The organism is Pedomonas sp. V897, assembly GCF_051304405.1.
Lineage (GTDB): Bacteria > Pseudomonadota > Alphaproteobacteria > Sphingomonadales > Sphingomonadaceae > Pedomonas.
In genome coordinates this window covers 26263-51284 of sequence record NZ_JBPPGG010000007.1, presented here as the reverse complement: position 1 = coordinate 51284, position 25022 = coordinate 26263, and the positions used below count along the sequence as shown (strand labels likewise).

18 protein-coding genes are annotated in these 25022 nt (G+C 66.3%); 12 read left to right on the top strand and 6 right to left on the bottom strand.

Features of this window, described 5'->3' with window-relative positions:
- Nucleotides 1-23: 23 nt before the first annotated feature.
- Genes ACSJJU_RS13920 through ACSJJU_RS13910 form a run of 3 tightly spaced genes read right to left on the bottom strand, consistent with a single transcriptional unit; the run spans nt 24 to nt 2802 of the window.
- Nucleotides 24-1232 (bottom strand): acyl-CoA dehydrogenase family protein, encoded by a 1209-nt coding sequence (locus ACSJJU_RS13920; protein ID WP_435916198.1) that lies wholly within the window; start codon nt 1230-1232, stop codon nt 24-26.
- Between the two features lie 11 nt (nt 1233-1243).
- The gene (locus ACSJJU_RS13915) at nt 1244-2389 is read right to left on the bottom strand and encodes a thiolase family protein (protein WP_435916197.1); all 1146 of its coding nucleotides are present in this window, start codon (nt 2387-2389) and stop codon (nt 1244-1246) included.
- The gene (locus ACSJJU_RS13910) at nt 2389-2802 is read right to left on the bottom strand and encodes a Zn-ribbon domain-containing OB-fold protein (protein ID WP_435916196.1); all 414 of its coding nucleotides are present in this window, start codon (nt 2800-2802) and stop codon (nt 2389-2391) included. Before ACSJJU_RS13910 ends, ACSJJU_RS13915 begins: the two co-directional genes overlap by 1 nt.
- Before the next feature lie 174 nt (nt 2803-2976).
- Here ACSJJU_RS13910 and ACSJJU_RS13905 point away from each other — a divergent pair, with 174 nt between their 5' ends.
- Together ACSJJU_RS13905 and ACSJJU_RS13900 are read left to right on the top strand one after the other, a co-directional pair.
- Nucleotides 2977-4140, top strand: coding sequence for an acyl-CoA dehydrogenase family protein (locus tag ACSJJU_RS13905; protein WP_435916195.1), 1164 nt, complete (start codon nt 2977-2979; stop codon nt 4138-4140).
- A 79-nt stretch (nt 4141-4219) separates the two neighbouring features.
- On the top strand, nt 4220-5221 hold the full coding sequence (locus tag ACSJJU_RS13900; protein WP_435916194.1) for a DUF2889 domain-containing protein: 1002 nt from the start codon (nt 4220-4222) through the stop codon (nt 5219-5221).
- Between the two features lie 67 nt (nt 5222-5288).
- Here the strand turns inward: ACSJJU_RS13900 and ACSJJU_RS13895 are convergent, their stop codons facing one another.
- Nucleotides 5289-5852: a hypothetical protein gene (locus tag ACSJJU_RS13895; RefSeq protein WP_435916193.1), complete on the bottom strand. Its 564-nt coding sequence runs from the start codon at nt 5850-5852 to the stop codon at nt 5289-5291.
- Between the two features lie 374 nt (nt 5853-6226).
- Here ACSJJU_RS13895 and ACSJJU_RS13890 point away from each other — a divergent pair, with 374 nt between their 5' ends.
- The 8 genes from ACSJJU_RS13890 (at nt 6227) to ACSJJU_RS13855 (ending at nt 20668) form a co-directional block, all read left to right on the top strand.
- The gene (locus tag ACSJJU_RS13890; RefSeq protein WP_435916192.1) at nt 6227-8665 is read left to right on the top strand and encodes a TonB-dependent receptor; all 2439 of its coding nucleotides are present in this window, start codon (nt 6227-6229) and stop codon (nt 8663-8665) included.
- A gap of 38 nt (nt 8666-8703) precedes the next feature.
- On the top strand, nt 8704-10911 hold the full coding sequence (locus ACSJJU_RS13885) for an acyl-CoA dehydrogenase family protein (protein ID WP_435916191.1): 2208 nt from the start codon (nt 8704-8706) through the stop codon (nt 10909-10911).
- Between the two features lie 105 nt (nt 10912-11016).
- On the top strand, nt 11017-11997 hold the full coding sequence (locus ACSJJU_RS13880) for a LysR family transcriptional regulator (RefSeq protein WP_435916190.1): 981 nt from the start codon (nt 11017-11019) through the stop codon (nt 11995-11997).
- Between the two features lie 103 nt (nt 11998-12100).
- A complete protein-coding gene (locus tag ACSJJU_RS13875; RefSeq protein ID WP_435916189.1) occupies nt 12101-14236 on the top strand; it encodes an acetate--CoA ligase family protein in 2136 nt (711 codons plus the stop codon).
- A complete protein-coding gene (locus ACSJJU_RS13870) occupies nt 14233-15387 on the top strand; it encodes an NAD(P)H-dependent flavin oxidoreductase (protein WP_435916188.1) in 1155 nt (384 codons plus the stop codon). The genes ACSJJU_RS13875 and ACSJJU_RS13870 overlap by 4 nt, the downstream gene beginning before the upstream one ends.
- Nucleotides 15384-16895, top strand: a complete 1512-nt coding sequence (locus tag ACSJJU_RS13865; RefSeq protein WP_435916187.1) for an acetyl-CoA acetyltransferase — start codon at nt 15384-15386, stop codon at nt 16893-16895. Before ACSJJU_RS13870 ends, ACSJJU_RS13865 begins: the two co-directional genes overlap by 4 nt.
- 25 nt (nt 16896-16920) lie before the next feature.
- Complete coding sequence (locus tag ACSJJU_RS13860; protein ID WP_435916186.1) at nt 16921-17703, top strand: enoyl-CoA hydratase-related protein; 783 nt, start codon at nt 16921-16923, stop codon at nt 17701-17703.
- A 508-nt stretch (nt 17704-18211) separates the two neighbouring features.
- Entirely contained in the window at nt 18212-20668 is a 2457-nt protein-coding gene (locus tag ACSJJU_RS13855) for a TonB-dependent receptor (protein ID WP_435916185.1), read from the top strand.
- Between the two features lie 112 nt (nt 20669-20780).
- Here ACSJJU_RS13855 and ACSJJU_RS13850 read toward each other — a convergent pair whose 3' ends face one another.
- The gene (locus ACSJJU_RS13850; protein ID WP_435916184.1) at nt 20781-21548 is read right to left on the bottom strand and encodes a helix-turn-helix transcriptional regulator; all 768 of its coding nucleotides are present in this window, start codon (nt 21546-21548) and stop codon (nt 20781-20783) included.
- Nucleotides 21549-21797: 249 nt separating this feature from the next.
- Here ACSJJU_RS13850 and ACSJJU_RS13845 point away from each other — a divergent pair, with 249 nt between their 5' ends.
- The gene (locus ACSJJU_RS13845) at nt 21798-22934 is read left to right on the top strand and encodes an acyl-CoA dehydrogenase family protein (protein WP_435916183.1); all 1137 of its coding nucleotides are present in this window, start codon (nt 21798-21800) and stop codon (nt 22932-22934) included.
- 107 nt (nt 22935-23041) lie between these two features.
- Nucleotides 23042-23404, top strand: a complete 363-nt coding sequence (locus tag ACSJJU_RS13840; RefSeq protein WP_435916182.1) for a Rieske (2Fe-2S) protein — start codon at nt 23042-23044, stop codon at nt 23402-23404.
- Nucleotides 23405-23560: 156 nt separating this feature from the next.
- Here the strand turns inward: ACSJJU_RS13840 and ACSJJU_RS13835 are convergent, their stop codons facing one another.
- Nucleotides 23561-24958, bottom strand: a complete 1398-nt coding sequence (locus ACSJJU_RS13835; protein ID WP_435916181.1) for an aromatic ring-hydroxylating oxygenase subunit alpha — start codon at nt 24956-24958, stop codon at nt 23561-23563.
- Nucleotides 24959-25022 lie beyond the last annotated feature (64 nt).

Here is a 25022-nt window from a genome sequence, read left to right as displayed (position 1 = left end):
CTCCTTACGTGTATGCCCGGATTTCATAGCCCGAGCACGGTTTTGGCAACGATGTTGTACTGGATTTCATTGCTGCCGCCGAAAATTGTCCAGGCCCGGCTGTTGAGATAACGGGCCGCCGCCACCTGGGCTTCCTTGGTTCGCACCGGAGCCGGCGCAGTGTTGCCGTAAAGCGGCCGCTCCTCGGGCAGTTGCAGGCCCGCATAGCCCCAGGTCTCCATCGCAAGCTGGTCCACCTGCTGGTGGAGGCTGGAGGCGATGGCCTTGACCAGCGAGGTCTGCGGACCCGGCCGGCGCCCCTGCGCCAGTTCGGCGAGAATGCGCAGCTCGGTGAGACGCAGCGCCTCGGCCTCCAGCTTCAGCCGCGCCAGACGCGCCGCAAAGGCCGGCTTGTCGAGCAGCACGCCGCCGGTACCCGAGGGCTCCTCGGCCGCCGCGCGGGCGATGCGGTCCAGATCCGCCAGCAGCACCGGCGCAAGGCACGAGCCGCCGCGCTCGTTCTCCAGCAGGAACTTGGCGATGGTCCAGCCCTGACCTTCCTCGCCGATGCGGTCCGCCTCCAGCGCAACCACATTGTCGAGGAACACCTCGTTCACCTCATGATCGCCCGCCAGCGTCTTGATCGGGCGCACCGTGACGCCGGGCTGGTTCATGTCGATGAGCAGGAAGGTGATGCCGCGCTGCGGCTTCACGGTCGGGTCGGTGCGCGCCAGGCAGAACATCCAGTTGGCGTGGTGCGCGTGGGTGGTCCACAGCTTGGTGCCGTTGACGATGTAACGGTCGCCCTGCTTCTCCGCACGGGTTTGCAGGTTGGCAAGGTCAGACCCCGCGCCGGGCTCGGAGAAGCCCTGGCACCAGTAGTGCTCGCCGCTCAGCAGCTTGGGCAGGAAGCGCTGCTTCTGCTCGGGCGTGCCGAAGGTGTAGATGACCGGGCCGACCAGCTTCAGGCCCAGCACCGGCAGCACCGGCGCGCCCGCCAGCGCGCACTCCATCTCGAAAATGTAGCGCTGGACCGGCGTCCAGCCCGGGCCGCCGTATTCGGCGGGCCAGTTGTACGCCAGCCAGCCCTTGGCATAGAGGATACGCTGCCACTCAAGCCCGATGTCGGGCTCGGCGAACACCGTGGGCGACGCCCGCGCGCCGGAGCGAAGCCGTTCCGTCAGATGGGTGTCGAGGAAGCTGCGCACCTCGTCGCGAAACGCCAGTTCCTCGGCTGAAAACTGCAAATCCATAGAATACTTGCCTAACGCTCAAGAATGGTCACGGCGGAAAGACCAGGCGCGCCCTGAACATGGCTGTAGGCGAGACGGGGGTTCTCGACCGCCTGACGCGCACCGGCCTGGCCGCGCAACTGCACTACGTTTTCATAGACCTGGCGCAGACCCGACGCGCCGATGGGCTCGCCGCAGGCCAGACAGCCGCCGTCGGTGTTGATGGGCAGGCGGCCGCCGCGACGGCTCCACCCTTCCGCCAGCCACTGCTCCTGCTCGCCATCGCGACAGAAGCCGTTCTCGGCCATGTGCATGATCTCGGCCCCGGACTCGGTGTCCTGCAACTGGGCCAGGTCGATGTCCTCGGGGCCAACGCCCGCCATCTCGAACGCCGCCCGCGACGCCAGATGGGTGGCCGATTCCCCGCGCTCGATGTCCAGCGCCGGCGAGAACACCTCGAAGGAGCCCGGCGGACGGGTGCGCACCGTCGCCGCGCGCAGCTTGATCAGCGCCGCGCCCAGCTCCCGCGCCTTCTTCTCGCTGGCCAGAATCAGCGCCACGCCGCCCTCGGAGGGCGAGCAGAACATGTATTTGGTGAGAGGATCGCTCACCATCTGCGAATTGAGGATGGTGTCGATATCAACCGGCGTGCGCCGCCAGGCATGGTCGGTGAGCGAGCCGTTCTCGAACGCCTTCTCCGCCACCCGCGCGAGCGTCAGCGGCGTGATGCCGTAGAGGCTCATGTAGCGCCGGATCTTCATGGCGAAGAACTGGGTGGTGAGCATCATGCCCGTCTCGCCGTACCAGTCCGGCAGGCCCCAGTCCGCCGGCTTGGGGTCAAAGGCGCCGCGGGGGTGCTTGTCGAAGCCGACCGCCATGCCGATGTCGAACTCGCCCGACTTGATGGCCGAATAGGCGCCGAACAGCGCCGAGCCGCCGGTGGCGCAGCCGTTGAGCACGTTGATGAAGGGAATGCCGGTCAGGCCCAGCTGGCTGACCATGGTGTCCGCCTTGCCCGCGGCGTCCGAGCCGCCGAAGGCGAACTGCATGTCCTTCCACTCCAGCCCCGCATCCTCCAGCGCCTTGCGCGCGGCGTAGATGCCCTGCTGCAGGCCGGTGCGCTCGGGCGTCCGGCCGAAGGGATGAATGCCGATGCCGACAATGTAGACATTCGTCATTATGCCGTCTCCCTGGCTGGGCCGAAGGCGTAGGTGACAACCTGCACGCCGTCCGGATCGGTACGGAAGGGTTCGAGCGTCAGCGTGAGCGGCATGCCGATCTTCAGCTGATCAAACGGCACGCCGGTGAGGCGCGCCTCGACGATGATCTCGCCCGGCAGCTCCACATAACCCAGCGCAAACGGCTCGAACGGCTCGGGACCCGCATAGGGCGGCGACTTCGGCGCGAACCGCTGGACCGTGAACGACCACAGCTTGCCGTGGGGGCTGAGGGTGATGGGCTCGTACAACTCGCGCTCGGCGCCCGTCGGCAAAGGAAAGACGATCCGGCCAGACTCGCGGTGCCGGCCGCCGATCAGGCGCGGCGGGTCGCCGTCAACAAACAGATCTGGCGCGATGGGGCGCATAGTCATGGTTCCGGCCCACAATCAGTTAACGGAATGCTGTCACTAAGCGCATTTTCTCCAGAGCCGTGGACTCTGATAAATGCTAGGTGGAAACGAGGCCCCCGCAAATTCACAAACAGGGCAGGCCCCCGCTGCCAGAACCGAGTAGCGTTGTGGCGCAAGGATTGCAGGAGAAGCCCTATGCACCAGCCAGATATTGCGGAGCTCGTCGAGCGCACCCAAGCCTTCATTCGCGACGTGGTCATCCCCTACGAGAAGGACCCGCGCGCACGGGGGGGCCACGGCCCGTCGGAGGAGCTGTCGCTGGAGCTGAAGGCCAAGGCCCGCGCCGCCGGTCTGATCGCCCCGCAGCTGAGCCGGGAGTTCGGCGGCTATGGCCTGACCCACCGCGAGACCGCCCAGCTGTTCCGCGCGGCCGGCTACTCGCCGCTGGGCCCGGTGGCCATGAACATCATGGCCCCGGACGAGGGCAACATGCATCTCCTGGAGAAAGTGGCCTCGCCGGCGCAGAAGGAGCGCTTCCTGAAGCCGCTGGCCGCCGGTAAATGCCGCTCCGCCTTCCTGATGACCGAACCGGACGGCGGCGCCGGCTCCGATCCCTCCATGCTGGCCACGACCGCCCGGCGCGAGAACGGCGGCTGGGTCATCAACGGCCGCAAGACCTTCATCACCGGCGGCGACGGCGCTGCCTTCGGCATCGTCATGGCCCGCACCGAAACCGGCGCCACCATGTTCCTGGTGCCGATGGACACGCCCGGCATCCGCATCGAGCGGGTGCTGGACACCATCGACAGCTCCATGCCCGGCGGCCACGCCGTGATCGTGCTCGAGAACGTGCGGGCCGAGGACGACCAGATCCTCGGCGCGGCGGAGGAAGGCTTCCGCTACGCCCAGGTGCGCCTGTCGCCCGCCCGCCTTACCCACTGCATGCGCTGGTGGGGCGCGGCCAAGCGCGCCCATGACATCGCCGCCGACTACGCCTGCCGCCGCATGGCCTTCGGCAAGCCGATCATCGACCACGAGGGCGTGGGCTTCATGCTGGCCGACAACCTGATCGATCTGAAGCAGGCGGAGCTGATGATCGACTGGTGCGCCGGCGTGCTCGACACCGGCGCGCTGGGCACGACCGAGTCCAGCATGGCGAAGGTGGCCGTCTCCGAGGCGCTGTTCCGCGTCGCCGACCGCTGCGTGCAGGTGCTGGGCGGCACCGGCGTCAGCGGCGACACGGTGGTGGAGCAGGTTTTCCGCGAAATCCGCGCCTTCCGCATCTACGACGGCCCGTCGGAGGTGCACCGCTGGTCGCTCGCCAAGCGCATCAAGCGGGAGCGCAGCAATCAGCCCTGACGCCTGATATCCTCTGTGCTATCGGGGAAGCCGCGCCGCCCTGGCGCGGCTTTTCTGTTGAGGACGGGGGGAAGACGCCATGACGGTTGCCGCCGCGGACATTCTGCCGGACGCGCCGGATCTCGCCACAGCGCTCCGGCTGCCGCCCCGGCGCGCCGACTCCATCCGGCGCACCCTCTCGCTGGACGGGTGCCGGCCGGAGGGCCGCGCGGGCCCCTTCCTCATCGCGGCGCGCGGGCGCGACCTGCGGACACCACCCGCCCCGGCCGCCCCGGAAATCCTGACCGAGGACACGCTGCGGGTGCGCCTCTCGCCCGACAAGATCATCGAGGCGCTGGACGCCAGCCCCGCCGCCGATGGCCTGGAGGATCTGATCGGGCGCAGTTCCCTGCGCGGGTTCCGCGCTGCCCTCGCCGCCACCCCCGGCTTGGGCGCCATTGCCGGGCGGCCGCTGCGGGTGCTGCTCGATGATCTGGTGGGCCTCAGCATCATCGAGGGGGCGGTGTGGCTCCACTGGTCGAGCAACGGGCAACCGCCCGGCCCTCCCCCGCCGGACCGCCGGCCGCCCGTTGGCACCTGCCTCGGGTTCCGGCCCGGCTCCAGCGCGCTCACGGCGCGCCACGCCCCGGAGGAGACGGTGTTCGTTCCCCCGCTGGAGACGGGCGGCGACCCTTATGCCTTTCATCCGGGCCTGGTCGACGACGCCGGCCCGTCCGTGCGCCGCCTGCGCTGCATCGACGTCTGGCGCGACGGCGACCTCCACATCCATGCCCTGTTTCAGGACAGCGTCACCCTGCCCGACGGCCGCCGGGCCGGGGTCCACGCCTATGCCTTGCGCGCGACGGCCGACGCCCGCACGCACCGCCTGACCGCGATCGCCGCAACGCCCACGCTGCTGCCGCATCGGGAATGTTTCGACGGCCCCGCGAGCCTTCACGGCCTCATCGGCCTGCCGCTGCCGGAGCTGCGCGACACCGTGCCGGGGCTGCTGCGCGGTATTGCCGGATGCACCCATCTGAACGACGCCGCCCGCGCCCTGACGGAAGCGGCAATACTCCTCCGGCTTCTCCCCGCGGCGTGATGCGGCACAAACAAAACGCCCCGGAAACGAAGCCGGGGCGTTTCTTTGTAAAATGCAGGCTATTTTTTCAGGCAGGGAACCTGCGCCGCCGCACCGCGGCCAGACCAAGACCGGCAAATCCCGCGGCCAGCAGGCCGAAAGCGCCCGGCTCGGCCACCTCCTGCGGAGCCGGATCCAGAGAAACCGGAATCTCGGTGAGCGTAACCCGGGTTGCCGTCCAGAACTCGCCTAATCCCTCCACTGCATTCGGAAGGGTGTAGACAAAGTTGGGCCGCTCCGGATCCGAGAACCAGAGCACAAAGTCATAGGTGGTTGTAGCGGACGGCGTCAGGGACAGCTGGCCGTCGATCAATCCGCCCAGCATGATGTCGATACCAATCCGCCCTATGCGCGTATTTTCCAGGGTGAAGTCGACATCAAGCAGGGAAAAGGTGATCGACGTCAGCGTGAGTGATCCAAGCTCCATGTCGTGCTGGTAGGAGAACCTGCCCTGATGCAGGGTGATCGGCCCCTCGGTTTCAGCCGTGAACTCGTACGTCTTGCTGACAATCGCTGCTTCCGCCGCGCCCGTCGCGCCCCCTGCACAGGAAAGCGCCAGCATCAGAGCGAGCAGCCTGAATCCGGATTTCATATGGGTGCCTCCCTCCAAGAGTAATTCCGGAGCGGATGCAAGAAACCTGCCATCACATAATATCAATGACTTACCCTTTCAGCGCCGCGTCTGTTGTAAGGAATATCTTACACTTCCGCTCCAACGCCGCAGACCTGCGGGCAACAGGCGGCAGGGGCGTCCCCCGCTGATTTGATAAGTTACCCGTATAAGATTTCCCATCCTTTCATATTGGACCTGCGCAACGGCAGATGATCCTATTTCCCCGCTGGAAACGCCGGATCGAGAACATCCAGAGAAAAAGCCGCCGTTCCGATCCTTCCAGCCTCAGCACACCGAATGTTCCCGAAAGAGGGACTTCGAGCCGGACATTTTCGCAGCTGGAGGGGAATCCCATGAGCCGCTCGCGCCCGACACCTGCTCTCAAGTTCGCGTTGATCGCCGCCACCGCTCTGACCAGTCCGTCCATCGCCCTGGCCGATGACCAGCCAGCCGCTCAGGACAGCAGAACGTACATCGGCCTCGAAGACATCGTGGTGACCGCCCGCAAGAGAGCGGAGTCCGTGCACGATGTTCCGGTCTCCATCGTTGCTCTCTCCGCCGAGCGCGTGGACCGGATGGACCTCACCAGCATCGAGAAGGTTGCCGCCCAGACGCCGCAGTTCCAGGTGTCCCGCTCGGCAGCGGGCAGCGCGGCCCGCCTCAACCTGCGCGGCATCGGCTCGTCCTCGTCCTCCATCGGCATCGAGCAGTCGGTCGCGGTTGTTGTGGACGGCGTCTATTACGGCCAGGGCCGCATCATCAACGAGGGCTTCTTCGACCTCGAACGGGTGGAAATCATGAAGGGCCCGCAGGCGCTGTTCTTCGGCAAGAACGCCACCGCCGGCGTGATCTCCATCACCACCGCCGACCCCGGTGACAGGCTCGAGGCCATGGCGCGCGCCGGTTACGAATTCAACGCCCGGCAGGTCTACGGCGAGGCGATCATTTCCGCGCCGCTCTCCGATACCCTCGGGCTGCGCGTCGCCGCACGCGCCAGCAAGATGTTCGGCAGCCTGTTCACCAACGCCGCCGACGACGTGATCTACACCACCCGCGACTGGGTGACCGGCACAGCCACGGAGCATGTTGCTCCTGCCGGCAAGTCCGACACGCCGCGCGAAGGCGACATCCTGACCCGCGCCACCCTGAAGTGGACGCCCACCGACCGCCTGACCGGCACCCTCAAGATGAGCTACGGCCGCAGCACCACCGACAACCCGGCCTGGAACGCCGTTCCCTACCGGTGCGCCTCCGGCAGCGCCACGCTCAACCCCAACACCCCGTGCGGACGGCGGTTTGTTCACTATTCCAACCACTTGCCGAAGGCGCTGGCAGACACCTTTCCCCACACCAAGTCGGACGGAAGCCTCTACAACACGTACAACAGCTTCAGCGTGACCGGCACGATCGGCTACGAGTTCGACAACCTGACCATCACCTCGGTCAACAACTACAACTACAACCGCAACCGGTTCACCTTCGACGGCGACTACGCCTCGTCCTCGGCCTCCAACACCTTTGCGGTGGAGGACACCGACTATCGCGCCTTCTCGTCGGAGCTGCGGCTCCACACCACCTACGACTCGCCCGTCAACCTGCTGGTGGGCGGCTACTACCAGAAGACCAGGCGCGACTACGACCAGTACGTTGCCACCGGCGGCGCCGAGAACAGCGAAGCGCCCGCGCACCTGCGCTATGTCGCCTTCCAGAAGGAATCCCAGACCAAGGGCGAGACGCTCTCCGTCTACGGCCAGCTCATCTGGGAGATGGTTCCGGGCCTCGAAGCGACCGGCGGCGTGCGCTACATCCACGAAACGAAGGACAGCTATTTCCTCCAGCCCTACGTCGCCCCGTCTCTGGCGGCGCTGTTCATCCCGAACGACCGGCTGAAAGCTGACCAGACCTTCGACAACTGGTCGCCTGAAATCACGCTGACGTGGAAGCCGAATTCGGACATCACCGTCTATGGCGCCTACAAGACCGCCTACAAGTCCGGCGGTTTCTCCAACAGCACCACCTACGTGCGCGCGACCCGCGTGCAGGATGTGGCGTTCGGACCGGAAAAGGCGAGCGGCTTCGAGGGCGGCATCAAGACCTTCCTGATGGACCGCCAGCTCCGGCTCGATCTCAGCCTCTACACCTACAAGTACACCGACCTTCAGGTGGACTACTTCAACTCGGCCACCTTCGCCTACATCAGCACCAACGCCGGCTCGGCCCGCACCAAGGGCATCGAACTGGAGGCGGAGTTTGCACCGCATGCGGTGGAGGGCCTGACCCTCAGGGGCTCGATCAACTACAACAAGGCCCGCTATATCGACTTCATCGCGCCGTGCTACTCGGGCGAGACCATCCAGGAAGGCTGCACCTTGCTCAGCCCGCAGGGCGCGCGCATGCAGGACATCAGCGGCGCGCCCACGGCCGTTGCGCCCAAGTGGACGGGCTCGTTCGGAGTGTCCTACGACACGCCGATTTCGAACACCCTCACCTTCGGCCTCTCGGCGGACGGCCGCTACAGCAGCAGCTATCTGGCCTCGGCCTTCAACAACCCCTATTCCCGGCAGAGTTCCTACGTGAGCCTCGACGCCTCGGCGCGCGTGACAACCCAGGACAATCGCTGGCAGTTCGCCCTCATCGGCAAGAACCTGACCAACCGCTTCATCGCCACGGGTGTGGTGGACGGCCCGAGCACCGGCTCGGGCACCGGCACGGCCAACGGCGTGTTCGCCGACCAGGTGGGCTACATCTCCATGCCCCGCACGGTGCAGGTACAGCTGACCTGGCGCTACTGAGCCGAGACGAGCGAAACAGTCCTACCGGAGGTACCGTCATGCACGCACCCCATGCGAACACCACCGCCGCGGAAGCGGCGGTGGAACGCGACCTGCTGGAAAATTCCCTCCGCCAGCTGCTGGAGCGCCACTGGGCCCCCGCCAGACGGCAGGACCTGACCCCCGTCTGGCAGGCGCTGGTGGAGGCCGGCTTCACGGACATGGCGAGCCGGCATGAATTGCAGACCTGGAGCCACGTGTTCCATGCCCTCGCCCAACTGGGGCGGGCCGGGTGCCCGGCCCCGCTGCTCGCCGCCGCCATTGCCGCGACCCTGCTGCCGCCGGGCTGGGTGGCGACAGACCAGCCGCTTGCCCTCGCCTTCTCGGGTCCGGCAGCAGACACGGACGAGGCCACCTTTACGTGGCAGAACGGTCACGCATCCGGCCGCATTCCCTTCGTCGAAGGGGCATCCCGGGCCGGCGCGATCCTGATCTTCCACCAGGACGGGCGCGCACCAGAGAAATCTGTCTGTCTCGCCTTCGACCCCGGTGCTGTCGAGATCGTCGAGACGCCCGTGCTGGCGCAGCCCGGGCACACCGAACTGCGCTTCACGAACGCGCCCGCGCGGGCGCACAGCCTCTCGCCGGAGGATTGGGCGCTGGGCCGCCGCCTGTACCAGCTGGGCAGTCTCGCGCGGGCGCTGGGGGCCGCGCGTCGCGGCGTGGACCTGGCAGTGGAACACGCCCGCGTCCGCCACCAGTTCGGCCAGCCGATCGGCCGCTTCCAGGCGGTGCAGCACAAGCTCGCCACCTGCGCCATCCTGCTCGATGCCTGCGGGCTACAGATCGACGAGGCCGTCGACGCTCTGGTCCGCGGACATTCCAGCAGCGCGCGCCTGACCACGCTTGCCACCGCCTTCGTGGTGCCAACCCTGCGGCAGGTGGCGCTCGAGACCCAGCACATGCTGGGCGCCATAGGGTACGCCGAGGAACACGAAGCGCCGCATCTGTTCCGCCTCATCCATCAGGATGTCATGGGGCCGGGCGCGACCCTGTCGATCCGGCGGGAACTGGCCGCGCTGCTGCTGGACGAAGCCCCCACGGAGGAGCGCCCCGAGTCCGAGGATATCCGCCGGTTCCGGCTGGCGGTGCGGGACTGGCTCGACCGCAACTGGACGGAAGCCGACCGCGCCGCCAACCGCCAGCGCCCCTTCAGCGACAGGATCTGGAACATTGACTTCGCCCGGCGCATGGGCCGGGATGGCTGGACCCGCCTCAACTGGCCGCGCCATGCGGATGGGCAGGACCGCAGCGCCATGGAGCAGCTGGTTTTCGTCGAGGAAATGCAGCGCGCCGGCGCGCCCGACCTTTCGACCATCGTTTCGTGCCGGATCGTGGGGCCGGAGCTGATCGAATTCGGCTCGCCGGAGTTGAAGGCGGAACTGCTGCCCGGAATCAGCGACGGCAGCATTTCGTTCTGTCTCGGCTACAGCGAGCCCGAGGCGGGATCGGACCTCGCCAGCCTGCGCACCCGCGCCGTGCGGCAGGGCGAGAGTTACGTCATCAACGGGCAGAAAATCTGGACAAGCGACGGCCACCGCGCCTCGCACATGATCCTCGCGGCCCGCACCGACCCGGACCCGGCCAAACGCCACGCCGGCATCAGCCTGTTCCTCATTTCCATGGATACGCCGGGCATCGAAGTGCGCCCCAGCATGGCGTTCTACGGGCACCCGTTCTGCAACGTCTTCTTCGACAATGTGGTGGTGCCCGCAACCGCCCGGCTCGGCCCCGAAAATGGCGGCTGGCCCATCCTCGCCCGCGCGCTCGCCTCGGAGCGCATCATCATGGGCGCCTACGCCACGCAGCTGGAGCGGCTGTTCGAGGCCCTGATCGCCCACCTGCGCGACACCCCCAGGGGGGCCGACCCGGTGGTGCGGGACCGCATCGCTCAGCTTGCCGCCGAGGTGCATGCGGCACGACTGCTCGCGCTGCGCTCCATCCGGATGTCCGACAGCGACGAGGCCCCTCTTGTCGAGGCCGCCATGAGCAAGGTATTCTCCAGCGAACTCGGCGAGCGCCTCACCGAAGCGGCCGTCGACATTCTCGGCCCTGCCGCCCTGCTCAGCGAGGGCCCGGGCAATCCGCCGCTCGGCGGGCGTATCGAGGAATTGCTGCGCCGGTCGATCATGATGGTCATCGGCGGCGGAACCAACGAGATCCAGCGCAGTCTCATCGCGCAACGGGGGCTGCGGCTGCCGCGATGAATGAACCTGTCTACTGACATTTGTTATAGCTCTGACGCTTTTTTCACAGGTCTACTCTTCCCCTGATCACACCAAACAAACAATCGGTGGGTCAGGGGAGGACTTATGCATTGGATCGACGTCAAACACGTCCGCATGTTCGTCGCTGTGGCAGAACATGGTTCTTTCACGAAGGCAGCCGAACAACTGAATATCGCCCAGCCCTGGCTTTCCGTACAGATCCGGAAGCTGGAGGACAGCGTCGGATTTCTTCTCTTCAAGCGTGGCCGCAAGCAGGTGGTCGAACTCTCGCCCAAGGCCAGGACGCTGCTGCCCGTCGCCTACGAATTTCTGGAAGCGCACCAGAAATTCGCAAAATGCGCCAGCATGATCAGGAACGGCTTCAACCAGCAGCTGATGATCGGCGCGCCGGAATTCAGCGTCGACGTGACGGAACGCCATGACCTGATCGACTCCCTGATGCAGAAGCACCCGGATCTCGAAATCGACATCCTCAACGGATATTCCAGCACCCTGCTCGAAAAACTGCGCAGCCAGGAACTGGACGCCGCCTTTCTCCTCGGCCCCATGCAGTTGCCGGACATGGACACGCTGGTCATCGGCACCACGGAACTGGCGCTGCTCATGCCCGCCCAACACCGGCTCGCCAACCTGCCGCGCATTCCGCTGGAAGCGCTTGCGGGCGAGACGATCGGCAACTTCCGGCGAAAATTCAATCCGGCCGTTTACGACCTCATCGCGGAAATTCTCGCGAGCAAGGGAATTTCCGTTTCCTTCTGCCCGGAGGCAAGCGCCATGGGCGTGCGCCACCACGCCGTCCGCCACAACCAGCCTGTTCTGGTGACGGAATGGTTCCGGGATTCGCTGGCCCGCCTCGACGGCCTTGTGCTCCGCCCGGTCGATGATCCCTCCATCCGCTTCGAGCTTCTGCTGGCGCGCCGGCAAGGCGACAACCGCCCGCACGTGGCCGCGCTGTGGAAGTGCGCGAAGGCCATGATCCAGGAGTCAGGGCAGCCATCGCGGGACTACAATCATTTCCTCTCAAAAGAGCAGCGGATTGATATTAGAAGTCAGCCCATGGCCTGATTAAGCTTCACTGGCTTTCGGGAGAGAAGCGGCAGAATCCGCCGAAATTATCGGCGCCTTCTCTCCCGGCACTGCCCCTCTGGTGGTCAGGAGAAAACAGCCAGTGTCTGCCTCGTCCTTCCATGAATGGCGTGATCTCAGCGCTTTTTTCCATCCCCGCTCTGTCGTCCTTGTGGGCGGCTCGAACCGCTCCGCCTGGTCTCACCTGATTTTCGGAAATCTGCGCACCATCGGCTTCGAGGGCCGGATTCATATCGTCAACCAGCGCGGCACCGAGGCGCACGGCCTCCAGGGCTACACCAGCTGCACCCAGCTTCCCGAAGCCCCCGACCTTGCCTACGTGTTCGTGCCGCAGGCGGCGACACCCGAGGCGCTGGAGGACGTGGGCAATGCCGGCATCCGCAACGTGATCCTGCTCACCTCCGGCTATGCGGAGGCGGGCGCGGAAGGCGTTGCCCGGCAGAATGAAATCGCTGCCATCGTCCGCCGGTTCGGCATGAACCTGCTGGGCCCCAACGGGCTTGGCTACATCAATTATCCCGCGCGGGTGGCGCTGGCCGGCTTCCCGGTCGACGAGCGGGTGCGCCCGGGCGGCGGCATCGCCGTCATCTCCCAGAGCGGCGCAACCGCCCATGTGATTTCCCGCTTCGCCCGCCAGCAGGGCATCGGCTTGAGCACGGTGGTCGCCACCGGAAACGAGGCGGATATCGCGGTGCACGACGTTATCGCCCATCTGGCGACCGACCCGGACACCCGCGCCATTGCCCTCTTCATCGAAGGCATCCGCAACACCGCCGCCTTCCTCAGGGCGGTGAAACTGGCACAGGAAAACGACAAGCCGGTGGTGGCGCTGAAGGTGGGGCGCAGCTCCCTTGCCACAAAACTCGCCCAGGCGCACACCGGCTCCGTCACCGGCGACGACCGGGTGTTCGACACCATCTGCAAACAGCACAACATCATCCGGGTGGACTCGATCGAGGCTCTGGCCACCACCGCCGGGCTCCTCGCCGCGACGGGCCGGATCAACGGCGGTGTCGCCATCGCCTCCATCTCCGGCGGCGCCTGCGAGATCATCGCGGACCGGGCGGAAGCGGTCGGCCTCAATCTTCCCGAACTCGCGCCCGAAACAAAGGCCCGGCTTCAGGACCTGCTGCCCGAGTTCGGCAGCGTCAACAATCCGCTGGACGTGACGGGCGCCGCCGTGCGCGAGCCCGAGCTGTTCGAGAAAATGCTGAAGGCCCTGGCCGACGACCCCGCCGTGGAACTGGTCGCCTGCATCCAGGATCTGCCCAGCGACGAGGCCGACACCTACGTCCCCGAACTGATGACAAGCGTCGGCAAGGGGCTGGCAGGCGGCCGGCGCCCGGGTCTGCTCATCAGCCAGGCGATGCGGCCGCAGGGGGCCTTCTCCCGCGAGGTGATGGAAAAGTGCGGCATCACCATGGCGATCAGCGGCATCGACCACGGAATCGCCGCCCTCGCCGCTGCGCAGCGCTGGTCCGCCGCCCGGCGGAGCGCGGAACGGCCCCTGCCCGCGCTTGCGGATGCGCGTCCCGGTTCGGAACGGGAAGCACTGGCCTATCTGGCCGGGGCGGGCGTTGGCGTCATTCCCCACCGTCTGGCGACGTCCGCCGACGAGGCGGCCGCCATGTGGGAATCGCTGGGGCGTGGCCGCGTCGTCCTCAAGGTGGCCTCGCCCGACATCGCCCACAAGAGCGACATCGGCGGCGTCAAACTCAGGCTCGACAGCGCGGAAGCGGTGCGCTCTGCCTTTGACGAAATCATGGCGGCCGCAAAAGCGGCCTGCCCGGAGGCGAAGATCGAGGGCTGCATCGTCGCCCCCATGCGGGAAGGCGGCATCGAGATCTTCGTCGGCACGGCGCGGACCGCATGGGGCCCCGTGATCGCGGCGGGTCTCGGCGGCGTCTGGATCGAGGCGCTGGCCGATACCAGCCTGCGGCTCCTGCCCATCACGAAGGAGGACGCGCTCGACATGCTGGACGAGCTCAAGGGCCGCCGCCTGCTCGACGGTTATCGCGGCGCCCCTGCCGTGGACCGCGACGCCCTGGCCGAGACGATCGTCCGCATCGGCGATGCGGCGCTGGCCCTGGGCCCGGAACTGGTCTCGCTCGAAGTCAACCCCGTGCTGGCGCGTGGGAATTCCGTCGAGGCACTGGACGCGCTCGTTCTCTGGGACGAGGCCTCCGCACCTGAAGAGAAGACATGGAGCGTGGCATGAAGACCGGGCTCTGCGAACGGCTGGGCATCCAGTTTCCCCTCTTTGCCTTCAGCCATTGCCGCGACGTGGTGGTGGCGGTCAGCAAGGCAGGCGGTATGGGCGTGTTCGGCGCGGGAAGCCACACGCCCGAGCAGCTGGAGGAGGAGCTTGCCTGGATCGACGCCCACGTGGAGGGCCACCCCTATGGGGTCGATATCATCCTGCCCGAAAATCTGGACGTTGAGGCCAGCAATGTCTCCGCCACGGAGCTCGCCCGGCAGATCCCGGAGAAGCACTGGAATTTCGCGCGGAATCTCCTGACGCAACACGGTGTGCCGACCGACGGGTTCGGCCCCGAGGATCGCGGCCGGCTGGGCGACCAGATCACCGTTCTCCCTGATGTGGTGGAGCGGTCGCTGGACGTGGCCTTCCGTCACCCTATCAAACTGATCGCCAATGCGCTGGGCGTGCCGCCCCGGGCGATGATCGACCGGGCGCGCCAGCACGGCGTTGCCGTCGCGGCGCTGGTCGGCGCGCGCGAACATGCCCTGAAGCAGGCCGCCGCCGGCGTCGACATTCTCGTCGCGCAGGGCACCGAGGCGGGCGGCCACTGCGGGGAGGTCTCCACCCTCGTGCTGGTGCCGGAAATTCTGGACGCCCTCGGGCCGGACCGCTCCGCCTATGTGCTGGCGGCCGGCGGTATCATGACCGGCCGGCAGATGGCCGCCGTCATGGCGCTGGGCGCGGATGGCGCCTGGACCGGCTCGGTGTGGCTTCCCACCACCGAATCCGAATGCGGCCAGGCCCTGCGCGAGAAGCTGCTGGCGGCCTCCTCCCGCGACACGGTGCGCTCTCGCAGCCGCACCGGGAAATACTGCCGCCAGCTCAAATCCGCCTGGACCGAGGCCTGGGACAGCCCGGGCAGCCCCCGGCCCCTGCCCATGCCGTTCCAGCACCTGATCAGCCTGCCCGCCTTCGAGCGCATCGAGAAGGCGGCGGAGAGCGGCCATCCCGGCGCACAGGCGCTCAACAGCTATTTTGTCGGCCAGGGCATCGGCCTGGTGCACGAGATCCGCAGCGCGCGCCAGGTGGTGCAGGATTTTCTCACCGGCTTCACCGAGGCCTACGCCGACCTTCAGGCCTTCATCGGCGACGACAAGGAGAATGCATGATGGCAGCTGCCGCCACCTCCCCTGAGCGGACGCCCGTTCTGATCGGCGTCGGCGAACTCTGCGACCGCACGAACGATCCTTACGAGGCCCTGGATTCCCTCCAGCTCATGCTGGCCTCGCTGGAGGCCGCAGAGCAGGATGCCGGTGTCCGGCTTCTGGACAGGCTCGACTGGCTGGGCGTTGAGGACCAGATCAGCTTCCCCATGGCCGACCCCCAGGAGAGGCTGGCCGCGCTCCTGCCGAAAACGCCGGCCGTGCGCGTCAAGACCAGGGAAGCCAGCGGCGACGGCCCGATCCAGCTGCTCAACGACGCCGCCAACCTGATCGGGCGCGGCGAGATCCGCATCGCCGCCATCGCCGGCGGCGAGGCGCTGCGTACCGCCGGCAAGCGCGCCCAGGCCGAACTGGCCGCAGGACGCCAGCCGCCGTTCAACTCGGTGGCGGCAACCGCCGAGGCGCTCGCCACGCCGCTTGCGCGCCGCTACGGCCTTGTGACGCCGATCGACGTCTATCCGCTCTACGAGAACGCCACCCGCTCCGCCTGGGGCCAGAGCCTCGACGAGGCGCAGGCCGAGACGGCCCTGATCTGGTCCGGCTTCTCGCAGGTGGCGGCCAACAATCCCCATGCCTGGCTGCAGAGGGCCGTCCCGCCCGAGGACATCCGCACGGTGACGGACGACAACCGGCTCCTCAGCTTCCCCTACACCAAGCTGATGGTGGCCAATGCCGGCGTCAACATGGGCGCGGCGCTTCTCGTCACCAGCCTGGCCACGGCCCGCGCGCTGGGCGTGGCCGAGGATAAAATCGTCCACATCGGCCTCGGCGCCGCCGCCCACGAATCCGACGACTTCCTCCTGCGCGACACCTACACCCGCTCGGTGTCGCTGGAGGCGACCGTCACGGAAGCGCTCGGCCGCAACGGCCTGGATGTTGCCGACATCCAGCACGTCGAGCTGTACTCCTGCTTCCCGTGCGTGCCGAAAATGGCGCGCCGGGTTCTCGGCTGGCCCGCCGAGCGCCCGGCCACGGTCTACGGCGGCCTCACCTTCGGCGGCGCGCCGGTCGGCAACTGCATGACCCATGCGGTGGCGCAGATGGCGCGCAAGCTCCGCGCCGACAAATCAACGGGGCTGGTGGTTGCCAACGGCGGCTACGCCACCCACAGCCACTCCATCGTTCTGTCCGGCCGCCCGCTGGACCATGCCGTCTTCCCGCAGGACTACAGCGTGCAGGGCATTGCGGACAGCCGCCGCGGCCAGACGCCCGAGCTGCTGGAATTCTACGAGGGGCCCGGGACGCTCGAAACCTACACCATTCCCTACAGCCGCGACGGCGCGCCCCGCTTCGCGACCGTCATCGGCCGCACGCCCGAGGGCAAGCGGTTCGTCGCCCATGTGCCGAAGGAAGACCAGCACATGCTCGACCTGCTCACCTGCAAGCAGGGCGACCCCATCGGCACGCCCGGCACCGTGACGCGCTCGGGCGAGATGAACATCTGGCACGCATGAGCCTCACACACATCTGGAGCACATCATGTCTGAAACCGACGTTGTCCTGACCGAGCGCGTGGATGAACACATTCTCGTGGTGACGCTCAACCGGCCGGAGAAGCGCCACGCCGTCAACGGCGCCATGGCGCGGGCGCTCGACCGCATCGTCAAGGAAAGCGAGGCAGACCCCACCATCTGGGTGGTGGTGCTGACCTCCTCCGGCGGCCCCACCTTCTGCGCGGGCGCGGATCTCGCCGAGGTTTCCGCCGGCCGGGGCCATGAACTCAGCACGCCCGACGGCGGCTTCGGCGGCATCGTGGAATCGAAGCGCGACAAGCCGTGGATCGTCGCCGTGCACGGCAGCGCACTGGGCGGCGGCCTCGAATTCATGCTGGCCTGCGACCTCCGGGTAGTGGCCGACAGCACCGTGCTCGGCCTGCCGGAGGTGAAGCGCGGCCTGTTCGCGGGCGCGGGCGGCGTCTACCGCCTGCCGCGCCAGATCCCGCGGGCAATTGCGCTCGAAATGATCGCGCTGGGCGAGCCGATCACCGCCGAGCGCGCCTACGCGCTGGGCCTGGTCAATGCGGTCGTGCCGCAGGACAAGGTGCTGGAGACGGCGCTGGACTACGCCCGCCGCATCTGCGGCAATGCTCCGCTGTCCGTGCGGGAAAGCCTCAAGGCCGCCCGCGCCAGCCATGACCGCCACGAGGAGCACTCCATGGCGGAAATGCGCAGGATTCTCGAACGCCTCCTGCAGACCGAAGACTTCAAGGAAGGGCCACGGGCTTTCGTGGAAAAGCGCGCTCCCCGATGGCAGGGCCGCTGATCAGGATAAGGCGGCACCGCGGCCCTCTCCGTTCCTCCCAGCACCTGAAAGAGCCGGACCAACGCGCCAGACGGCTCTTTCTTTTTGCCTGATTGCGCCTGCGCGTTCGCTCGCGGCGGGACAGGGGCAAAGGACAGGACCGCTGCCCTTCCGCCGCCGCGCCGGCGCAGCGGCGCCGCCCGGCACGCGCTGCCCGCAAGAGGCGGCGCCAGTTTCCCGTGCCATTTCCCGATACCCTTAAATCTTTTTTTTTCCTGCGTGCCGGGGCGATCGTTTCTTTCCCGTTCGGAAGGGCAATATTCCTGACGGAATTTTGTTACGAAACCGGAAGCTGTGCTGTTGGGAACACACTTCAACGGCAAGGCGTGGCCACCTATCCATTCAGCTAGTCCGACCGTTTCATTTTTTACCCATAGAGTTTTTGCCAAGCGGGCCAACCGCGGACGCCCTGACAAACAAGGGCATTTTTGCCGCTTAATCAGCGATCTCTCATGGGGAGGAAACAAGCATGAAGTACGCGTTGACTCGCGCATCGACGGCGATGTGCGTCATTTGGGCTGCCGCGCCGGCGCTCGCGTTGGCGCAAACGAGTACGCCTGCCAGCCCGGGCGTTCAGGTCGGCCTCGACGAAATCATCGTCACCGCCCGTAAGCGCGCCGAAAGCGTGCAGGACGTGCCCGTCGCCGTGACCGCCCTCAGCGGCGAGCAGGTGCTGCGGCAGGACCTGACCAACCTGGAGAAGATCGCGGCGCGTACGCCGAACTTCACCGTGGGTCGCGCTTCCAACGGTTCGGGCGCCCAGATGACCCTGCGCGGCATCGGCTCGTCGTCCACCTCCATCGGCATCGAGCAGTCGGTGGCGGTGATCGTTGACGGCGTCTACTACGGCCAGGGCCGCACCATCAACGAAGGCTTCTTCGATCTGGAGCGCCTCGAAATCCTGAAGGGCCCGCAGGCGCTCTTCTTCGGCAAGAACGCCACCGCCGGCGTGGTCTCCATCACCAGCGCCGATCCGGGCGACGAACTGGAGATCATCGGCCGCGCCCGCTACGAGTTCAAGTCGGAGCAGATCCAGGGCGAGGCCATTGCCTCGGTGCCGCTGAACGACACCTTGGGCCTGCGCGTTTCGCTGCGCGCCTCCAAGATGTACGGCGGCTATTACCGCAACATCGCCGAGCCCGTGACCTATCCGGTGGTCGACGTGATCACCGAACAGCCGGGCACGCCGCTGGTCGGCCTGCCGGCTGACCGCGAGGCTCCGGGCGAGGAAGAGCTGCTCGGCCGCATCACCCTCAAGTGGACGCCGAACGACCAGCTGACCGCCACCCTGAAGGCGTCGGGCACCTACAACGAAGTCAACAACAACTCGTGGAACTACGTCGCCTTCAACTGCCCGACCGGCTACAGCATGCTGCTGCCGCAGTACAAGTGCGACCGCAAGTTCGTCACCCACCAGAACAACCTCCCGGCGGAAGTGGCGCGCGACATGCCCTACGCCAAGAAGGACGGCAGCCTCTACAACCGTTACAAGTCCTTCGCCATCACCGGCACGGTCAACTACGAACTGCCGTCGATCACGCTGACCTCGGTGACCAACTACAACTGGAACAACAACCGCTGGGCCTGCGCCTGCGACTTCCAGTCGAGCTCGATCTCGAACTGGGCGACGGAGAACACGTCCTACGACGCCTTCTCCACCGAGTTCCGCGCCCTCACCTCCTATGACGGACCGGTGAACGTCCTGGTCGGCGGCTACTATCAGAAGACGAACCGCAAGTTCAATCAGTGGATCATGTTCGGCAACGTGGCGAATTCCACGGCGTCGCCGGCGAACCGCTACCTGGCCACCACCAAGACCTCGAAGACCGACGGCGAGACGGTCTCCGGCTTCGGTCAGGTGATCTGGCGGCTTGCGGACTCGATCGAGGCCACCGCGGGTGTGCGCTACACCCACGAGACCAAGGACAGCATTTTCTCGCAGCCCTACAACAACCCGGCGCTCACCTGGATCTTCCGCCCGGCGGACGACCCGGACGGCCTGGGCGTGACCACCGCCAAGCAGAGCTTCAACAACTGGTCGCCGGAAGCCACCATCAGCTGGAGCCCGGTTGACGACGTGATGCTCTATGCCGCGTTCAAAACCGGCTACAAGTCCGGCGGCTTCTCCAACAGCGGCATCAACTCCAAGCTCTCCAACGATCCGCTGGGCGACCTGACGTTCGAGCCGGAAAAGGCGGTGGGCTTCGAAGGCGGTATCAAGACGACGCTGCTCGATCGTCAGCTGCGCTTCAACGTCGCCTTGTACAGCTTCAAGTACAAGGACATGCAGATCGACTTCTTCAACTCGCCCATCTTCGCCTTCCAGACCATGACGGCGGACGCGCGGACCAAGGGCGTGGAGATCGAGTTCGAGTATGCGCCGCAGGCGGTGGAAGGCCTGAACATCCACGGCTCGCTCAACTACAACCGGGCGCGCTACCTTGACTTCATCGCGCCCTGCTACGCCGGTCAGACCCCGGCCGCTGGGTGCAACCTGGAGTTCAACGCGGCCGTCAATGCCTATACCCGCCAGAACCTGACGGGCAGCACGCTCGCCATGGCGCCGAAGTGGACCGCCACGCTGGGCGCGAGCTACGAACGGGAAGTGAGCAACAACCTCCTGTTCGGCATCGGCGTCGATGCCCGGTACAGCGACAACTACCTCGCCTCCGGCTTCGGCAACCCAGCCTCGCGCCAGAAGAGCTACGTGAACCTGGATGCCAGCGTGCGCGTCGGCTCGCTCGACCGCCGCTGGGAGCTGGCCCTGCTCGGCAAGAACCTGACCAACCGCTTCTACGCCACGGGCGTGGTGGACGGTCCGTCGACCGGCGGCAACACCGGCACTCCGGACGGCTTCCTGGCCGACCAGCTCGGCTTCGGCGTGCTGCCCCGCACGGTGCAGGTGCAGCTCAGCTGGCGCTACTGATCCGGCGCCCGCAAAGGCAAAAAGGAAAGGCCCGCCAACCGGCGGGCCTTTCTTTTATTCCGCAATCATGAAGCCGGTGCCGCCCCCCCGAGCGGCTCCGGGGTGAGGCGCATCAGGAGGCGACGCTGAGGAAGCCCAGCTGGGCCGCCTTGAACACGGTCTGGCTGCGGTTCACCGCATCCAGCTTCAGCGAGGCGTTGTGGATGTGGAAGCGGACCGTGGCGCGGCTGCGCGCCATGATCATGCTGATTTCCTCGTCCGTCTTGCCGATGGCCGCCCAGCGCAGACATTCCACCTCGCGCTTGCTGAGACGGGCACCGGACGGCAGCCACTGCGACGTGCCCATCGCCTTGACGTAACCGGCAATGAACGTGCGCGCGTAAACCGCCAGCTCGTCCGCCATTTCCTCATATTCCCGGGACAGGTCGTCCCGGTCATCCGACGGCGAGAAGCTGACGGCCGCAATCTGCCCGAACGGCAGGTGGATCGGCACCACGATCGCCGCCGCCGACAGCGAATGCACCTCGAAGCTCGACAGGTCGAGCGCCTCCAGATAGCGGTTCGGCTGACGGGTATAGAAGCCGCGCTTGTTGCACCAGAACGGCTCGCTCTCGTAACGGCAGGCGCACGGCAGCGGCGAGTGCAGCGCCAGGCGCGAATTCTGCCACCACCGCTCATGCGGGGCTGCCCAGCCGAAAACGTCCGCTGCCAGAACATTGCCATCGGCATCCACCATGGGCTGCTTGGACGCAATATTGTGACACGGCGCGATACGCAGGTCGGACATCTCCGACACGATACGCTTGAACTCCTCGGCGGCCCGACGAATGTCAGCCGGCGAGCGGATTGTGACGGCCTCGATATTTTGCGGAGTGAACATGGCGGATCGTCTCTTCTCTCTTATAGTCGTTTTCGACACACACCGTTTCACGGGCCTCCCTCAAACCCTTGTCTGTGAAACGGGATCCAACGGTTAGTTCTACAACGTCGAGTTTATATAAAAGCGTTCGACGTGACCAGCCTCCGGGTGCAAGAACCGGCCGGGACGTGGCGTTTTTCCCTCGATTTTTTGCAATGCAGCGCGAACTAGCTTTTTTGAGAGCGTCCGCGGGACCGCCATCGTCGGATAATGTGCCTCCAAACAAGTACTGAGGCCCGTCTGGTGAATTTTGACCTGACAGAAGAACAAGTATTGCTGAAGAACATGGTCGAGCGATTCGTTGCGGATCGCTACGATCTGGACCAACGCCGTGCCTATCAGGCGATGCCGCTCGGCTTCTCCCCCGAGAACTGGTCGATGCTGGCGGAGCTGGGGTTGCTGGCGCTGCCGTTCCCGTCGGACCTTGGCGGCCTGGACGGCGGCCCCGTCGAACTGCTCGTGGTGATGGAAGCCCTCGGCCGCGGCCTTGTGGTCGAGCCGGTGCTTGGCCACGTGGTTCTGCCCGGCGACCTGCTGATCCGTGCCGGCACCGACGAACAGAAGGCGGAGATCCTGCCCGGCATCATGTCCGGCGAGCGGCACGTCACCCTGGCCCATGCGGAGACGGGCGCGCGCTACAACCTCGCCCACGTGGAAACCCGCGCCGCGCCGGAGGGAAATTCCGTCCGACTGACCGGTCGGAAAATCTTCACCCTTTCCGGCAAGGCCGCTGACCTGTTCATCGTCTCGGCCCGCGGCACGGACAGCGCGCAGATCGAATTCTATCTGGTGCCCGCCGATGCGCCGGGGCTGGAGCGCCGCAGCTTCCGCCTCGCCGACGGCAGCCTGGCCGCCGAGATCGAACTCAATGGCGTCACCGTGCCGGCCTCGGCCCGGCTGGCCGACGGCCTCGAGGCGCTGACCGGCGCGGTTGCCACCACGCGGCTGGGCGCCTGCGCGCAGATGCTGGGCATCATGGGCTCCATGTTCGATGCCACGCTCGAATACCTGCGCACCCGAAAGCAGTTCGGCGCGCCGATCGGCAGCTTCCAGGCGCTGCAACACCGCATGGCGCAGCTCTACGCCCTGACCGAACAGTCGCGCTCGCTGGTCTACGGCGCGGCCCTGGCGGACGAGGCCTCGCGCGAAAAGACCATTGCCGGCGCCAAGGCCTATGTCTCCGAGGCGGCCCTCCGGGTTGGCCATGAATGCATCCAGTTCCATGGCGGTATGGGCGTCTCCGACGAGCTGGCGATCGGTCATGGCCACAAGCAGCTGCTGGTGCTCGCCAACCTGCTGGGCGATGCGGAATCGACCCTGGAGGAATTCATCCAGCGGGCAGCATGACGGATGGCGGGATTATTGGCAGAAAAACCCTTGACCATTCCGTCCCGTCCACCATCCTGTCTGTCCTGCCGCGGCAGGGCGTGAAAAACATGAACGAGTAAGTGCCCATGAGTGAGTCCTATCATCAGGTTCTTCCCGAAGCCGAACTCGCCAACGGCCAGGCGAAAGCCTTCATCATCAACGGCTGGCCGGTGCTGGTGGCGCGCAACGAGGAGCAGCTTCACGCAGTGGTGAACCGCTGCACCCATGCCGCCGCCACGCTGGACGAAGGCCGCGTGCGCCGGGGCACGATTACCTGCCCGCTGCATGGCGCGCGCTTCGACCTGACCTCCGGCAAGTGCCTGGGCGGGGCGAATTACCGGCCGCTGAAACTGTTCCCGGTGCGGGTGGTGGACGGCATGATCGAGGTGGCCGTCCCCGATGAAGCGCCGGGGCCGGACCACGCGCCGCTGCCGCGCATTGCAGGCTGAGGCACCCCCGACCGCCTCTCGAAATTCGAGCAAAAAAAATGCCGCCGGGTCCCTGATCCGGCGGCATTTTTTTTATATGCCGTTGTTTTCGCGCCGGCGGTCTCGCCGCGCCGGCGGCGCCCGCGCCGCCCGACGGCAGCGCGGGGCTTTGCGGCCTCAGCCCGCCAGATACTTGTCCAGCGTCTGCTGGAAGTGGCGGATGCGGATTTCCTGATAGTTGCCGAGGTGAACCTCGCCGTTCTTGGAGGCCTTCAGGCCCTCCTGGACGTAAGGCAGGTTCTCCATGTCCTGATCGAACACGTGGCCAAGCACGCCGAGTTCGGTCGCGGTCGCCCACGGCTCGTCCTCCTTCAGGAAGCGCATCGGCACGCCGCGCGGGATCGGCTGGCCCGGCGGCACGCGGGTGAGAATGCGCACCTCCATCAGGCAGTGGTCAGGGTCGTTGCCCGGCCGCCAGCGGTAAACGATGTTCGGCATGAACCCGCCCCACGGCGCGAAGTTCGGGAACACATTGTAGACCAGCGCGTCGATCATCTCCGCGTCGGACGCATGGCTGTGATCGCGGCCGAACGCCTTGGTGGAGAAGGCGCGCAGGCTCTCGCCCAGCGCCTGGCGCGCGGTCTTGCCCTCCGGCACCTGGACGTTGAAGCTGTCCTGCTCGGGATCGTAGTTGTCCGCCGAGCGGCCGTTGTATTTGACGAATTCGTCAACGATCCACTGCTGGGTCTTGCCGGTCGGGTCGATGTGCGGAGACATGGTGCCGAACGGCACCAGGTTCACGTTCACATTGTCGCCGTAGATGTTGTAGGCGGCGTTGGCGTCGCCGGTGAACGGCAGCAGCTGCGGATGGGTGACCAGCGAATGCCAGGCCTCCATGAAGGCCTCCATCGTCACCTTCCAGTTGGCCGGCACCATCTTGCCGACCCAGATGGCGGTGGTGCATTCCTCATGCTTCCAGCGCTTGAAGTGCTCCGGCAGCGGCGCGAGATAGTCCTCGAGGCTCGGGCCGCCCGGCTCCTCGCGCAGGAAAATATAGCCGCCCCAGCGGCCCACCTCGGGCTCGGGCAGCTTCATCTTTTCCTCGGTCAGGTGCGGGAAGTCCCAGCGGCAGGGAATGTGCTTGAGGCTGCCGTCCGTATTCCAGGTGAAGCCGTGGAACGGGCACTGGAAATCCGCCGCCCAGCCGCTCTCCGTGCGCAGCTTGCGGCCGCGATGGAGGCAGACGTTATGGAATGCCCGCACCGAGCCGTCTTCCTGACGGACCACGAGATAGGAGCGGCCCGCGTTCTCGTAGACCACATAGTCGCCGGGCTCGGGCAGGTCTTCCTCGCGTGCCGCGAACTGCCACACGCGCGGCCACATCTTGCGGTTTTCCAGCTCCATGAATTCGCGGCTGGTGTAGCGCTCCGCCGCCAGCGGCTCGGACCCGCGGTATTCGTAGGATTCCTCCTTCAGAAAATCCGGCACCGGACGGGAGTCGTTCGCCAGAAGATCCTGCCATGACAGCCCCGGACACCGCGCCATGCCCGGTTTCAGTGCATCCCGATCAGCCATGTTTTCTCTCTCCCCTTCAGGGGGCGGCGCGATTTTCTGCCTTTTCTGAGTGCGCCGCCCGTAA

Excerpts from the sequence above, each read along its gene's own strand:
- ACSJJU_RS13920 (WP_435916198.1), bottom strand. The coding sequence starts at position 1,232 with ATGGATTTGCAGTTTTCAGCCGAGGAACTGGCGTTTCGCGACGAGGTG.
- ACSJJU_RS13915 (WP_435916197.1), bottom strand. The coding sequence starts at position 2,389 with ATGACGAATGTCTACATTGTCGGCATCGGCATTCATCCCTTCGGCCGG.
- ACSJJU_RS13910 (WP_435916196.1), bottom strand. The coding sequence starts at position 2,802 with ATGACTATGCGCCCCATCGCGCCAGATCTGTTTGTTGACGGCGACCCG.
- ACSJJU_RS13905 (WP_435916195.1), top strand. The coding sequence starts at position 2,977 with ATGCACCAGCCAGATATTGCGGAGCTCGTCGAGCGCACCCAAGCCTTC.
- ACSJJU_RS13900 (WP_435916194.1), top strand. The coding sequence starts at position 4,220 with ATGACGGTTGCCGCCGCGGACATTCTGCCGGACGCGCCGGATCTCGCC.
- ACSJJU_RS13895 (WP_435916193.1), bottom strand. The coding sequence starts at position 5,852 with ATGAAATCCGGATTCAGGCTGCTCGCTCTGATGCTGGCGCTTTCCTGT.
- ACSJJU_RS13890 (WP_435916192.1), top strand. The coding sequence starts at position 6,227 with ATGAGCCGCTCGCGCCCGACACCTGCTCTCAAGTTCGCGTTGATCGCC.
- ACSJJU_RS13885 (WP_435916191.1), top strand. The coding sequence starts at position 8,704 with ATGCACGCACCCCATGCGAACACCACCGCCGCGGAAGCGGCGGTGGAA.
- ACSJJU_RS13880 (WP_435916190.1), top strand. The coding sequence starts at position 11,017 with ATGCATTGGATCGACGTCAAACACGTCCGCATGTTCGTCGCTGTGGCA.
- ACSJJU_RS13870 (WP_435916188.1), top strand. The coding sequence starts at position 14,233 with ATGAAGACCGGGCTCTGCGAACGGCTGGGCATCCAGTTTCCCCTCTTT.
- ACSJJU_RS13865 (WP_435916187.1), top strand. The coding sequence starts at position 15,384 with ATGATGGCAGCTGCCGCCACCTCCCCTGAGCGGACGCCCGTTCTGATC.
- ACSJJU_RS13860 (WP_435916186.1), top strand. The coding sequence starts at position 16,921 with ATGTCTGAAACCGACGTTGTCCTGACCGAGCGCGTGGATGAACACATT.
- ACSJJU_RS13855 (WP_435916185.1), top strand. The coding sequence starts at position 18,212 with ATGAAGTACGCGTTGACTCGCGCATCGACGGCGATGTGCGTCATTTGG.
- ACSJJU_RS13850 (WP_435916184.1), bottom strand. The coding sequence starts at position 21,548 with ATGTTCACTCCGCAAAATATCGAGGCCGTCACAATCCGCTCGCCGGCT.
- ACSJJU_RS13845 (WP_435916183.1), top strand. The coding sequence starts at position 21,798 with ATGTGCCTCCAAACAAGTACTGAGGCCCGTCTGGTGAATTTTGACCTG.
- ACSJJU_RS13840 (WP_435916182.1), top strand. The coding sequence starts at position 23,042 with ATGAGTGAGTCCTATCATCAGGTTCTTCCCGAAGCCGAACTCGCCAAC.
- ACSJJU_RS13835 (WP_435916181.1), bottom strand. The coding sequence starts at position 24,958 with ATGGCTGATCGGGATGCACTGAAACCGGGCATGGCGCGGTGTCCGGGG.